Below are 13,681 nucleotides of genomic sequence, written 5' to 3'. Positions count from 1 at the left end.
TCTTCCGAGCTTGAACAGTGAATGAAGAGCCCAATCATAGTGCCTTGCTGTACAAGGCTGATTTCCCGCCTTTAACAATTCACTGAATTGTTGGAGCTACGTTATTCGTTTATTACTAAATCTAATAGAAACTGGGACAATTTTTGCCCAGTCTCTCCTTTTTCCTGTGATTTTTTAGTTGATAAAGAGGTACATTTTGTCATGATAATATTAAAGCGATTTTACGAGGAGGTGCTTTTATGCAAAAGACCAAAACAATTCTGACAACTGTCTTACTTATCTTTTTAAATGTCTTTGGACTAATTGCATTTTTGATATTATTCCTTCGCAGTAAAAATAAAAGGAAAGCAATATCGCGGAAAAAGTAAATATTTTGATAAAAAGGTGAATTCAGGCTATGCTTTCGCCTTTTTATTTAACCCTTGACATTTTTCTTATTTGTTTTATAATAGTTACCATATTATAAAACAAAGGGTTACAATTATGAAAAAATCATTTACACTCGTTTTACCAGCAATTGGCGCAGCTTTGATAGCCGTTTTTGCTCAGATTACTATTCCTATCGGTCCAGTTCCTTTTGCTTTGCAAAATATGGCAATTGGCTTAGTGGCTACTATTTTTCATCGAAAAGAAGCTCTATTAGCAGTCGCTCTTTATCTTCTCTTAGGCGCTATCGGTCTTCCTGTTTTTGCAGGAGGAAGCGGTGGATTTCAAGCACTTGTCGGTCCCAATGCAGGTTATCTCTGGTTTTATTTGTTCTACGCCCTAATAACAGCTAGTCTAACTTCCAAAAATAGCAGCTTTTTAACGATATTCGTATCAAATCTACTCGGAGATGCTTTGGTTTTTGTCGGTGGTGTACTTGGTTTAATGTTTCTAGCAGGTTTTCAACTTGATAAAGCTATTACAGTCGGAGTCATCCCCTTCATTTTACCAGATTTCATAAAACTGATTGCAATTAGCTTTATCAGTAGACCTATTTTTAAAAGCTTAAAAGATCATCCCTACTTTAAAAATTGATAAAGTTGTCTCACTCCCATTATTAGAACTCACGTGTTGTGGGTTCTTTTTACATTGCTCAAAAAGATTTTTTCATTTTCTTCTTGACAAAAATGACCAACAGTCCTATTATATTTTTAAAAAAAATAACCGACGGTCACCAAAAGGAGCTCACCATGCCTATTAGAAAAGCAGTCCCAAGCGATATTCCAGCACTCAATAATCTCTTAGAGCAAATCTTGCTTGTTCATCACAACGTCCGACCAGACATTTTCCAAGAGAGTGGTCGCAAATTCAACGATAAACAATTGAAAACACTGATGTCTCAAGAACATACACCAATCTTTGTCTATGAAAATGAAGAAAGTAAAATCTTGGGTCACCTCTTTTGCATCATTAAAGAACCACACAGTCTCGTATTGACACCTATCAAAACACTTTTCATTGAAGACCTTTGTATTGATGAAAATGCTCGTGGTCAAAAAATTGGTGAGCAGCTTTGCCATTTTGCAGAAAAATTTGCCCAAGAAATGGGCTGTTACAACTTAACCCTTAATGTATGGAATGATAACGCTGGTGCCTTACGGTTTTATGAACATCAAGGTTTTAAACCACAAGAAACTATCATGGAAAAAGTTTTTAAAAAATAGGAAAAGTTCATGAATAAGAGAGAAGAGAAGAAAACGGCGACAAAGCAGAACATTACGGGTTTTTCTTCGGTATCAATATTATCGGGGTTTCAATCATCAGTATGCTTAATCGTCGGTTAGTTGATCGTTTTTCTCTACGAAATCTCTTGCGCATTGCCACTAGCTGTGCTCTTGCTTTTGCTCTTTTACTACTACTGTTTAATATTGGAAATTTTCGTAGTCTTTGGGCAGTCGTCTTTCCTATGCTTCTCATTTTTAGTACCAATGGTATCGTTGCAGCATGTTCTACTGCCACAGCTCTCAATAGCGCAGAGGATTCGATGACAGGTTCAGCAGCCGCTCTCCTTGGCTCTCTCCAATACGGAAGTGGGATCCTTTCTTCCTAGCTCCTCGCTCTTTTTTCAGATGGCCACTCCTAAAGCCATGGTAGTAATTATTTTTCTAGCCATTCTAGCTTCTACTCTAATGGCTTGGATAGCACGAAAATAAACTATAAAATAATAAGACAGAGGTGATATGATCTCTGTCTTATTATTTTATCAGCAAATCCAACAAATCTTGATAGGACTGAAAATTATAAGTCGGTTTCGCTTGCGTATGATTACTCAAACTTTTAGGATTATACCAAGCCGTATCAATGCCTGCATTGTTCCCGCCCGCTATGTCTGCTGTCAAAGAATCTCCAATCATTAGAGTTCGATTTTTGTCAAAATTTGGTATTAGCTCTGCTATTTTTTCAAAAAATAGAGCATCGGGTTTTTGCGTGTGGAGTTGCTCAGAGATGAAAATCTGATTAAAATAGGGGGAGATATCCGAGTGAGCCAGTCGACCAGTCTGAATGAAACCGATACCATTGGTAGCAGCGTAAAGTTCATAATCCGCCTCTGTCAAAACATCCAAGAGCTCACTAGCTCCAGTATAGGTCTGACCTTGCTGGGCAATATGTTGCTGGTAATGGAGAGCCAACTCAACACCGTCCTTATCCACACCAAAGTGGTTAAAGAGACGAGAAAAGCGTGTGTTAATCAGCTCAGATTTGGTCAGTTTTTCCTGTTCCAAGTCCCGCCAAAGAGCTTTATTCATAGGAATATAGTAGTCTTTATAAGCCTGGATATCAGCCACACCCTGCTCTTTTAGAAAAGCAGTCAAAGCCAAATCCTCCGCCAAATCAAAATCTAACAAGGTATGGTCAAGATCGAATAGTAGAAATTTGTAATGCAATTTTGCCATTTTCCTTTCTAGGGGATACAAACTATTTATAATTATTTGGAAAATATTCTTTTCCCAGCTGCCATAAATATTGGTCTATTTGTTTAAGATTGAATTGCTCTAGTCCGTAATAACTTCTAAAGGTCAGAATTAGATTTTTGAATTGCTGGTAATCCTTTAACTCAGCATTCTTAAACTTTGCAAAGTGATCTGTTTTTCTAAAGTACTTCAACACCTTTTCAACATAACTATCGTATATGGGATAGGCTAAAGGATTGTGATGCGAGCAATACTTAGTTGCAAAAGAATAGAATTTTCGCTGCACACCTTCTTTTATGGTTATATTTTGAATTTCATTTACTAGAAAAATATCACCACGCTTCAACCTCTCATCAATATCAAGTGATAAAATATGTTTTGCTACAGGAAATATTGAAAAAATATTAGTACTATAAAAGTCATTTAGTGTTGCAACCTTTAACAGAATATCTGAAATATCTGTATTTTTCGGTGATAGTTCAAAAAACAAGCGATCTAATGCAGTTTCTTGTAATTTATAGCTTTCAAGGTTAGCCCACTCTTGCAAATACTTTTCAACTTCCATGACAGTTGGTCTAGGCACAAGCATGGTACTTCGAGAAGTCTGTAAAACAGAAAGAACAGAATCTGTTAAAGAATCATAGGTATGTCTATCGTCATGACGAATAATAATTTCTTCTGTCTCTAGTTTTTTTAATTCATCTAAGATATTCAATGTGTGATTTTCCTCTCCGTAGATAGATTCAGCAAGTTCACGTTGTTTCATTGACCTACTTTTCAAGAGCTCAATAATTGTTTCTTTTTATTCCATTGTTATCTTGAACTTCCACACTATTCCTAGTTATAATTTGCTAGACTTATTATATCATACAGTATTAACAAACAGTGTTTTTCATAATCAGCTACTTCATCTTCAAATTTTGGGCTTATTAGAAAAAAGCTGGAACAACACTCTCTTCATTTATAATCTAAATTGATTTGGAATGACAAGTACACAAAGTGTAATGAGCACTGAAAATATTTCTGCAGCTGGGAAAATCGTCAACGAAAGAATGATTCCTAAAATTTTAATTGCAATGTCCCACTTCATCCAATGCAAACGACTGATATTCAATTGTTCAATTTCTGCTGTTTGATTGACTTCGACCAATGTGTGATAATACCAAAGGACTGAGAATGAAATCAACAGAACAATGACTCCATAAAATACTCGCATAGTAGCATTGTTAAAATTTGAAGCAACTAATTTTGTCATATAAGGGAAAAATAATGAAAAGAAAAGCATGACTATAGCAGCCCAGACTGTTTTTTGACTAATCTTCTCCACTACCTGCGATGAAGAGTGAAAATTTACCCACATGGCACCGAGCCAGAAAAAGGACAATCCATAGGCAAAAAAATTAGTTCTGAGCTCCCATAGGCCTTGTAAATCAAAGGTTCTCGGCTTTTCCAGTTTCAATACCAAAATGGTCATAATAATAGCAATCACCGCATCAATAAAAGCCCTAAACGCTCTTTATCCATTACTTGACGATTCATTTTTCTCTCCTTTTAAATAGTTCTTTAAAATATGTGACATTATACCACTTTTACAGTTGTAAATCAAAAGCATTAAAAAACGGCTTAAGCCGTTTTTTAGTCCTCAACAATTCAATTTGCAGAGAATTTTATGATAAAATTTCTGCTAAATTTGCAATCATATCTTTTAATTGTTTTTCAAGAATTTCAGGGCTAGCAGTAATGCTCATTAGTAAAGTATTTAAAGATTGCTCAAATTGATTAGGAAGAAGGTTCGCATGCGCTGCTGCATATGATATCATTCTCTTCTCGCCGGGGTGGGTCAATTCATTAACTGCAAAAATGATGTCAAAATAGGATTCTAAAAAGGCTGCTACCCGATGATTGACACTGACAAAGTCTTTTCGTTTTGCCGCTTTTAAAATCTGCGTATCATAGGATGGCAAATGCCCGGTTAACAGACTGAAATTTCGTGAAATGATGTTGTCTTTTAATTTTGGAGGAAAAGGAACGTCAAACCGTTTTTTCAATTTTCCGAACTCTCCATTAGCATCATAAAGAATCTTGCAGGTTTTTAAATTGTGCCAAAAGCAAGTGGTGTAGCCATTTCCTGCTTGGTGCTTTTCGACGACATTTTCAATATCTCGCGCAAAATCACGAATATTCCGATAAAGAATATCAATATCAATGTCATTATTTAAGGTACAGTCGTCTTCCAATTCCCAAAATTGATTGCTTATTTCCATATAAGAACAATATTGGGTCAAAATCAACTTCCGACTGTCTTCATCTGGAATGCTCGTGCAGTAAATATATAAATCATAGTCCGAAGTCTCATCATAAGTTTCTCCGCTACGAGATCCGCCTAAGGCAATCGCTGTCACTTCTGGTAAATTGGAAAATGCTTTCCAAAGTTGTGTAAAAACTGTCATTTTCTCCTCCGATATAAAATTTTTCCTTATTATACATTATATTACTACAAGAAAAGACTCCTAAACTTCAATTTAGGAGCTTTTCATGTCTTACCGCACTTCTGCACCAATCGTTTCTTCAAGAGACTTTTGGATTTTTTCCATATAACGAGCTACTTCCTCATCTTCCAGAGTATCCTCTGGATTTTGGAAAGTTAAGGTGTAAGCCATTGACTTCATACCGAGTCCCAGTTTTTCACCTGAGAAGACGTCAAATAATTTGATATCTGTCAAGCGTTTCACACCAGCAGCCTCAATAGCTTCAACGACTTCTTTGTGACTGATTTCTGCTTTCAGAAGCAGTGCTATATCACGTGTTACAGCTGGGAATTTGGTAATTTCTACAAATGGTTTTGCTGGTTGAATTACTTGTTCAATCGCTGTCAAGTTGATTTCTGCTACATAAGTTTCTGGGATATTATAATCCTTAGCAGTTACTGGATGAACTTGACCGACAAAACCAACGACTTGTCCGTCTAGTGAAATAGTCGCTGTACGACCTGGGTGCATACCAGCTAATGCTTGTGTCGCTGTGTACTCTACTTTTAGACCCAGACGGTCAAAAAGTGCTTCCAAAATTCCTTTTGCATAAAAGAAATCAACTGGTACAGCTGGAGTTTGAAAATCCTTTTCAGTAACCAAACCTGTCAAAGCATAGGCAAAGCTGTTGATTTCAGTTGGCAATTCTTCCTGTGGATTCCCCGTTTGCTCGAAGACTTTTCCGATTTCATACAGAGCTAAGTCCTTATTTTTACGTGCTACATTATAGGCAACAGTATCCAAAATGCCAGCTACCATATTTTGACGAAGAACGCTGCGATCTACTGTCATCGGCCACATCAGCTCTGTCAAATTACTTGGATTAGTGCTAAATTGCACAGCTTTTTCAGGAGTAGTCAAAGCATAGGTGATAACTTCTGTCAGACCAGCACCTTCTGCAACTGTACGAACTTTGCGACGAAGTTTTTGGGTTTCTGTCAATTGACCAGCTGTTCCGTCACCTTTTGGAAGAGTTGCTGGTAATTTATCATAACCATAGATACGCGCAATTTCCTCATAAAGGTCTGCTTCAATGTGAATATCCCAACGGCGACATGGTACGCTGACCGTGAATTTCTCTGCATCGCCAGTAAGACCAAAACCAAGGCGACGGAAAACATCTTCAATATCTGTATAGGTTAATTCCGTTCCAAGTACACGATTGACATCTGATAATGTTGAAACAACTTCAACATCTGATGTGTCCACTTGACCCGCTGAGACGATACCGGCTTGTACCGTTGCACCTGCAAGGTCTGCAATCATGCTAGCCGCAGCATCTAGAGCTTCTGTTACTGTCGCTAGGTTAATTCCTTTTTCAAAACGAGAGGATGATTCTGAACGAAGATTGAGACGTCCGCTCGTCTTACGAATGGAAGTTCCGTCAAAAACTGCTGCTTCAAGCACTACACGGCTTGATTGAGAAGAAATTTCCGTTGCAGCTCCACCCATGACACCAGCAAGAGCAACTGGCTTATCTGCTACCGCAATCACAAGATCGCTCGTTTCTAATTCGCGCTCTTCGTCATCAAGAGTTACTAATTTTTCACCCGCACGCGCTTCGCGCACCACAATTTGATTGCCCTCAAAAGTATCTAAATCAAAGGCGTGCATTGGTTGTCCAAAGTAAAGTAGAATATAATTTGTTACATCTACTACATTGTTGATAGGACGAATCCCTGCATTCATAAGCAGATTTTGAAGCCATTTCGGACTTGGAGCAATGGTTACATTTTCCAAAATACGTGCTGCATAAAAAGGAGCCTTGTCCGTTTCAATCGCAACAGAAAGTTGTTCTCCAGCTTGCTCTTGTGTTTCCAACAACGGAAAATCTTTAAAATGAACCGACTTGTCGTAGATAGCTGCTACCTCATACGCTACTCCACGCATTGAAAGCGCATCTGCACGGTTCGGCGTAATAGAAAGTTCAATAATTTCATCATCCAAGTCAAGATAAGGAAAAACGGAATCCCCCGGTACAGCTTCTTCTGGCAAGATTTGAATGCCGTCAGAAAATTCTTTTGGAACAACCGAGTCCGAAATGCCTAATTCTCCAAGGGAACAAATCATTCCAAGGGATTCTAAACCACGGATTTTTCCCTTTTTAATCTTGTAATTATCTGCAATACGAGCTCCTGGAAGAGCTACCATAACCTTGATTCCTGCTCGTACATTTGGAGCGCCGCAAACGATTTGTCGAAGTGCTTCTTCTCCCACGTTCACTTGACATACATGCAAGTGCGTCTCAGGCACATCTTCACAGCTGACCACTTCACCAACTACAATTTTTGACAATCCCTCAGCAGGAGAGCTAACCCCTTCTACTTCAATCCCTGTCGTTGACATTTTTTCAGCTAATTCTTCACTCAGAACAGTTACGTCAACTAGTTCTTTTAACCATTTATAACTTACTAGCATAATTCATCTATATGAGTGCATAGAAATCTTTGAGAACTACTGTTTCTGCTCAAAAATTTTGCCTCATATTATTTCCTTTCTTTTTGAGGCTGGGACAAGTGCCCAAGCCAAGTGCTTTTTCGCTTAATTTAATTCTTTCCGAATGAGCCAGTCAATATCAACCGTTTCACCAGTCGCATATTCATGCTCACTAAAACGTTTAAAACTATATTTAAAGTAAAAGTTTTGTGCCTTAAAATTCTTTTCCCAAACACCTAACCAAACCCAGAAAAAGCCACGTTTGACAGCTTCTTGCATAGCAAAATCAAACATTTCCTTGCCAAAGCCTTGTCCTTGATGAAATTTCAAAACATAAATCCGATGAACCTCAAAAGCATTCTCCATTGAGTGTTCTGCCTCTACGGGCTCAGTCTGTGCTTGCCCCCAGTTAAATTTGAGAAAACCAACAATCTTTTCTTTCTCATCTAGTGCAAAATAAGTCTCCGACTCTACTTGCGCCAAATCCTTCTGAATCTGCTCAAGGGAGAGTTCATGGGTAAAATAATCTTGCATATCTTCCGCTTTGATATAAGGGCCGAAAGTTTCTTGATAAGTTTGCACTTCCAGTTCTCGTAGAACTTCAGCCTGTTCTTCTTTTACTTTTACTAACATAGCATTTATTTAAATTGTTCTGAAAAACGAACATCACCTTGATAGAAGCCACGAATGTCATTGATACCGTAGCGCAGCATAGCCACCCGTTCTTGACCCAGCCCAAAAGCAAAACCAGAATAAACATCAGCATCAATGCCACTCATTTCAAGGACGCGTGGGTGTACCATTCCAGCTCCCATAATTTCAATCCAGCCAGTCTTTTTGCAGACATTGCATCCTTGCCCACCGCATTTAAAGCAAGAAACATCCACCTCAACAGACGGCTCTGTAAATGGGAAATAAGACGGACGCAGACGAATACTGCGGTCTTCTCCAAACATTTTTTGCACAATGAGCTGCAATGTTCCTTGAAGGTCTGCCATAGAAATATTTTTCCCGACAACCAAACCTTCAATTTGATGAAATTGATGAGAATGCGTTGCATCATCCGTATCCCGTCGGAACACACGCCCTGGCGAAATCATCTTCAAAGGTCCTTTAGAAAAATCATGTGCATCCATCGCTCGAGCTTGAACTGGGCTGGTATGAGTACGCAGCAAAATTTCTTCTGTAATATAGAAAGTATCCTGCATATCACGCGCTGGGTGGTCTTTTGGTAAATTCATCCGCTCAAAGTTGTAATAGTCTGTTTCGACTTCAAAACCATCTACGACTTGATAGCCCATGCCAATAAAAATATCTTCAATTTCTTCACTTGTTTGGCTAAGAACATGACGATTCCCAGCAGGAATTTTCCGACCAGGAAGGGTGACATCTACTGACTCATTCGCCAACTGATTGGTAATTTTTTGCTCTTCTAATAGCTTTGCAGATTCTTCAAAAGCAGCAGTCAACACATCTCGTGCTTCATTGACATGTTTCCCGATAATCGGACGCATATCAGCAGAGACATCTTTCATACCTTTTAAAATTTCTGTTAAAGAGCCTTTCTTTCCAAGGACAGAAACACGCAGATTCTGCATTTCTTTTTCATTTTCAGTTGAAATTTTTTTCAGCGACGCCAGAGTTTCTTCTCTAAGCTTATTTAATTGTTCTTCAATGGTTGACATAATTCCTCCAAATATAAAAACCGCATGCCAAACTCCATAAGCGGAGCGTTGACACGCGGTACCATCCGTTTTTATCTGGTTCCCCAGACCTTAATTCTCAATCCTATTGCAAGTGAATTCACCTAGTTTTCATCTAAAGAGCTCTCAGTCTCTGGCTCTTCTCCCTGTCAAACTTCCCCTAAGCTACTAGTCTTGCGGATTCTTATTTAATTAGTTGATATTATACCAAATTTTATAGGACTTGTAAATAGACCTTGTTTAAAAATGCAATTGTATTCGACACACATTATAAACAGTAGTCAATTCTATACTAACTCGCTCAAGTATTCATAGCGCTCATATTTCTCCAAAAGTAAATCGTTTTTGCCATCCAACTCTTTTTGGAGTTCAGCGAGCCGACCGAAGTCCGAAGCATATTCCTGCATTTCCCGCTCAATAGCTGCAATGTCCTCCTCAAGCTTCTCTATATCTCCCTCAATAGACTCCCACTCCTGTTTTTCAAAGTAGCTTAAGCGCTTCTTTTCCTCTCGCACTTTTGCTACTTTTTCCTTTTCCGACTTTTGGGAAATGGCAGAGCTCTCTAGCTCAAACGCCTTTTCATCCAGATAATCAGTATAATTACCGAAATATTCTCTGATAGTTCCCTCTTCAAAGGCTAAAATCTTATCTGCTACTTTATCAAGGAAATACCGATCGTGACTAACAGTCATAACTGGGCCGGCAAAGCTTTGCAAAAAGTTTTCCAGCACCGTTAATGTCGCAATATCTAAGTCATTAGTCGGCTCATCCAACAGCAAAACATTCGGCTTTTCCAACAATAACTTGAGAAGATAGAGCCGCTTTTTCTCTCCTCCGGATAATTTTTCAATCAAAGTTCCATGAGTGGAACGAGGAAAGAGAAATTGTTCCAAGAGTTCGGCAATTGATGTCGTCCCCGCAGATGTCTTAACTTCTTCTGCGACCTCCTGCAAGAAATTGATAACGCGTTTGGACTCATCCAACCCTTCAATTTGCTGTGAGAAATAAGCCACACGAACTGTCTCACCAATGGTCAGTTGACCAGATTGAGGTGCTAATTTCCCAGCAATTAGATTGAGCAAGGTGGATTTTCCAACACCATTATCCCCCACAATCCCAATCCGATCTTTATTTTGAACTAACAAATTGAAATGAGAAAGAATCTTCTTGTCACCATAAGCAAAGCCCACATCTTTAAATTCAATCACTTTCTTTCCAATACGACTGGTTTCGAAATTCATTTCCAAACTACTGTTAGTTGGCTGACCCGCTAAATCTTGCTTAAGGTCATGGAAACGATTGATTCGAGCTTGCTGCTTGGTTGCTCTAGCCTGTGGCTGGCGACGCATCCAGGACAATTCCTGCTTATAAAGCTGTTGTTTTTTATGGAGAAGGGCAGCATCTCGCTCGTCTTGTTCTGCTTTCAAACGGACGTAATCTTGATAATTTCCTTGATATTCAAGCAAATCTCCGCTGTCCAATTCAAAAATCCGCGTCGAAACATGGTCTAAAAAATAACGGTCATGGGTAATGAAGAGAACCGTTTTTTTGGAATTCTTCAAAAAATTCGTCAGCCATTCGATACTATCAATATCCAAATGGTTGGTCGGCTCATCAAGGAGCAATAAGTCATCGTCTCCTAACAAGACTTGCGCTAATTGCACGCGGCGTCGCAAACCACCTGACAGGTCGCCGACCTTAGCAGATAAGTCGGTCAAACCTAGCTTCGACAAAACCGTCTTAACTTGACTTTCAATTTCCCATGCTTGAAGAGCATCCATTTCAGCCATAATCTTCTCTAAACGAGATTGATTGCTTTCATCATAGTTAGACAGCAATAACTCATACTCACGAATGAGCTGCATTTCTCGCAGATTGCTTGATAAAACCGTATCTAGTACCGTTTTGTCGTCATCAAAGTGCGGTTCTTGGGTTAAGTAGCCAATCTTATAGCCCGATTTAGCTGAAAAAGGATTAACGTCCCCATCAAATCCAGATTTTCCAGACAGAACATTCAAAAGAGTCGTTTTTCCAGTTCCATTAACCCCAATCAAGCCAACCCGATCCAAACCATGAATAATAAAGGAAATGTTTTTAAAAACAGTCTTATCTCCCACCGTTTTAGTCAACTTTTCAACAATAAAGTCACTCATCTTCTCTCCTCTACAAAAGCTAAGATAGCTTCAAGACGGTTGTCCAAGGCACCATTCACAATAGCCGCCTCAATCTCAGTCAAGAGCTGTCCTAAAGCAGGACTCGGCTTAAAGCCAAATTCTTTGATTAACAGACCGCCATTGACGACAATTTCATGTTTATCATGAATCGTTAGTGAATCATAAGTAGAATGAATCTTTTCAAAATCAACAGCTAATCCCTGTGCTTGACGAATTTCTTCTGCTTGTATCATCAGTTCCAGTTCAAAACGATAGCATTCTTCCTTATCCAGAAAATGCCTTTGGCGAATATTATAAATCGTGACAATTTGCTCTACGCGCTTTTGAAATTCATTTGAAGTTTTCCAATGCCTGAGGAATTTTTTAACATTTTTTACTTGAAGAGTCATTAAAAGAGTAGCCCAAGCTTGCTCTGAACTCGTAAATTGAAAATCTGCTTTAACATCAAACATCGTTTCCAACTGAGATTGGCTGCTGCGCATGTCAGGCAAATAGTCTGTTGCACCACTGGCAAGCAGACTTTTCAATCCTTTACGCCAATAAGACGCTGTCAGTAATTTGTCAAATTCAATGAAAATCCGCTCTACAGAAATTTTTTCTAATAACGGAGCACACAGTTTCATAGCATTACATGTGTCTGTATCTAATGAAAAGCCTAAGGATGCCTGAAAACGAAATCCTCGCATAATGCGTAAAGCGTCTTCGTTGAAACGTTCCGAAGGTATTCCTACAGCACGTAAGATCTGATTTTCTAAATCAGCCAACCCTTCAAATAAATCAATCACATTCCCTGCTTCATCCAAAGCCAAAGCATTGATCGTGAAATCGCGCCGTTTTAAATCTTCTTCGAGAGAACGAACAAACGTGACATGGCTCGGTCTGCGATAATCTACATAGATATCCTCTGTCCGAAAAGTCGTCACTTCGTATTCATGATTATCTTCTAAGACTAAAACTGTCCCATGCTCAATACCGACATCAATCGTTCGCTCAAAAATACGTTTGGTTTCTTCTGGATAACTAGAACTCGCAATATCCACATCATGAATCGGTCGATTCAATAAAGCATCGCGGACTGAACCACCGACAAAGTACGCCTCAAAACCGGCATTCTTAATCTTCTTTAATACTGGTAAAGCCTCCTGAAATTCAGAAGGCAGATTTTTTAATCTCATAACAAATATTCCAATCCGTAGACAAGCTCTTTTTTCTTGACCACTTCCTTAATACCTAAATTCACCCCCGTCATGAAAGACTTACGATCGTACGAATCATGACGAAGTGTCAGTCCTTCACCTTGACCGCCAAAGATGACTTCTTGATGAGCCACCAATCCTGGTAAACGAACCGAATGAATGCGCATGCCGTCCATTTCTGCACCACGTGCTCCTTGTAATAACTCTTTTTCGTCCATTGCACCTTGATGCTTCTTGGGGCGAACCTTGCTGATCAATTCAGCTGTTTTAATCGCTGTGCCGCTCGGCGCATCCTTTTTCTGATCATGATGTAATTCAATGATTTCCACATCTGGAAAATATTTAGCTGCTTGCGTTGCAAATTGCATCAAAAGAACCGCTCCCACAGCAAAATTAGGAGCAATCAAGCCTCCTAGCTCTTTTTGACGAGAAAACTCAACTAACTCTTTGATTTCATCCGATGTAAATCCAGTCGTTCCGACCACAGGTGCAAAGCCCTGCTCTAATGCAAAACGAGTATTTTCATACGCCACTTTAGGAGTTGTAAAATCAACCCATACATCCGCTTCTATGCCACTCAAATCTTCTTTCTGATTAAAAACGGGAACACCAGCTACTTCTTTTTCTGGAGTAAGTGGGTCAAGCAATCCAACGAGCTCTAATGCAGGATCTTCTGTCACCATGTTATAAGCAGCTTGTCCCATTTTTCCTTTGAAACCAGCAATAATGACCTTTATACTCATGGAA

12 protein-coding genes and 1 pseudogene are annotated in these 13,681 nt (G+C 39.0%); 3 read left to right on the top strand and 10 right to left on the bottom strand.

Features of this window, described 5'->3' with window-relative positions; translation table 11 throughout:
• The first annotated feature begins 483 nt into the window (after positions 1 to 483).
• From IYQ91_RS04080 to IYQ91_RS04070, 3 genes are all read left to right on the top strand, one after another.
• Positions 484 to 1,020 carry a biotin transporter BioY gene (locus IYQ91_RS04080; RefSeq protein WP_021001832.1) on the top strand — a complete coding sequence of 179 codons (537 nt, stop codon included), beginning with the start codon at positions 484 to 486 and terminating at the stop codon, positions 1,018 to 1,020.
• 155 nt (positions 1,021 to 1,175) lie between these two features.
• Complete coding sequence (locus IYQ91_RS04075; RefSeq protein WP_195673154.1) at positions 1,176 to 1,649, top strand: GNAT family N-acetyltransferase; 474 nt, start codon at positions 1,176 to 1,178, stop codon at positions 1,647 to 1,649.
• A 101-nt stretch (positions 1,650 to 1,750) separates the two neighbouring features.
• Positions 1,751 to 2,035 (top strand): hypothetical protein, encoded by a 285-nt coding sequence (locus IYQ91_RS04070; protein ID WP_195673153.1) that lies wholly within the window; start codon positions 1,751 to 1,753, stop codon positions 2,033 to 2,035.
• 145 nt (positions 2,036 to 2,180) lie between these two features.
• On the opposite strand, the gene IYQ91_RS04065 is transcribed toward IYQ91_RS04070, so the two are convergent.
• The 10 genes and pseudogenes from IYQ91_RS04065 to dapB all read right to left on the bottom strand — a co-directional run bounded on the left by IYQ91_RS04065 (position 2,181) and on the right by dapB (position 13,677).
• The gene (locus tag IYQ91_RS04065; protein WP_195673210.1) at positions 2,181 to 2,870 is read right to left on the bottom strand and encodes a YjjG family noncanonical pyrimidine nucleotidase; all 690 of its coding nucleotides are present in this window, start codon (positions 2,868 to 2,870) and stop codon (positions 2,181 to 2,183) included.
• 31 nt (positions 2,871 to 2,901) lie between these two features.
• Positions 2,902 to 3,486 carry a hypothetical protein gene (locus tag IYQ91_RS04060; protein WP_106101032.1) on the bottom strand — a complete coding sequence of 195 codons (585 nt, stop codon included), beginning with the start codon at positions 3,484 to 3,486 and terminating at the stop codon, positions 2,902 to 2,904.
• Between the two features lie 372 nt (positions 3,487 to 3,858).
• Positions 3,859 to 4,421, bottom strand: a pseudogene (locus tag IYQ91_RS04055) (TMEM175 family protein).
• 143 nt (positions 4,422 to 4,564) lie between these two features.
• Complete coding sequence (locus IYQ91_RS04050; RefSeq protein ID WP_003031314.1) at positions 4,565 to 5,347, bottom strand: DUF4037 domain-containing protein; 783 nt, start codon at positions 5,345 to 5,347, stop codon at positions 4,565 to 4,567.
• Positions 5,348 to 5,437: 90 nt separating this feature from the next.
• Positions 5,438 to 7,843, bottom strand: coding sequence for a phenylalanine--tRNA ligase subunit beta (pheT, locus tag IYQ91_RS04045; protein WP_195673151.1), 2,406 nt, complete (start codon positions 7,841 to 7,843; stop codon positions 5,438 to 5,440).
• A 123-nt stretch (positions 7,844 to 7,966) separates the two neighbouring features.
• Positions 7,967 to 8,494: a GNAT family N-acetyltransferase gene (locus IYQ91_RS04040; RefSeq protein ID WP_106384292.1), complete on the bottom strand. Its 528-nt coding sequence runs from the start codon at positions 8,492 to 8,494 to the stop codon at positions 7,967 to 7,969.
• A 5-nt stretch (positions 8,495 to 8,499) separates the two neighbouring features.
• Positions 8,500 to 9,546 carry a phenylalanine--tRNA ligase subunit alpha gene (gene pheS / locus IYQ91_RS04035; protein ID WP_195673150.1) on the bottom strand — a complete coding sequence of 349 codons (1,047 nt, stop codon included), beginning with the start codon at positions 9,544 to 9,546 and terminating at the stop codon, positions 8,500 to 8,502.
• A gap of 305 nt (positions 9,547 to 9,851) precedes the next feature.
• Positions 9,852 to 11,717: an ABC-F family ATP-binding cassette domain-containing protein gene (locus IYQ91_RS04030; RefSeq protein ID WP_195673149.1), complete on the bottom strand. Its 1,866-nt coding sequence runs from the start codon at positions 11,715 to 11,717 to the stop codon at positions 9,852 to 9,854.
• Positions 11,714 to 12,913, bottom strand: coding sequence for a CCA tRNA nucleotidyltransferase (locus IYQ91_RS04025; RefSeq protein ID WP_195673148.1), 1,200 nt, complete (start codon positions 12,911 to 12,913; stop codon positions 11,714 to 11,716). The genes IYQ91_RS04030 and IYQ91_RS04025 overlap by 4 nt, the downstream gene beginning before the upstream one ends.
• Positions 12,910 to 13,677 (bottom strand): 4-hydroxy-tetrahydrodipicolinate reductase, encoded by a 768-nt coding sequence (gene dapB / locus IYQ91_RS04020; protein ID WP_195673147.1) that lies wholly within the window; start codon positions 13,675 to 13,677, stop codon positions 12,910 to 12,912. The genes IYQ91_RS04025 and dapB overlap by 4 nt, the downstream gene beginning before the upstream one ends.
• Positions 13,678 to 13,681: the final 4 nt, after the last annotated feature.

Source organism: Streptococcus sp. HF-2466 (assembly GCF_015594645.1).
Classification (GTDB): Bacteria; Bacillota; Bacilli; order Lactobacillales; family Streptococcaceae; genus Streptococcus; species Streptococcus anginosus.
Note: the sequence above shows the minus strand (reverse complement) of the source record. Positions and strands in the feature narration are given on the sequence as shown.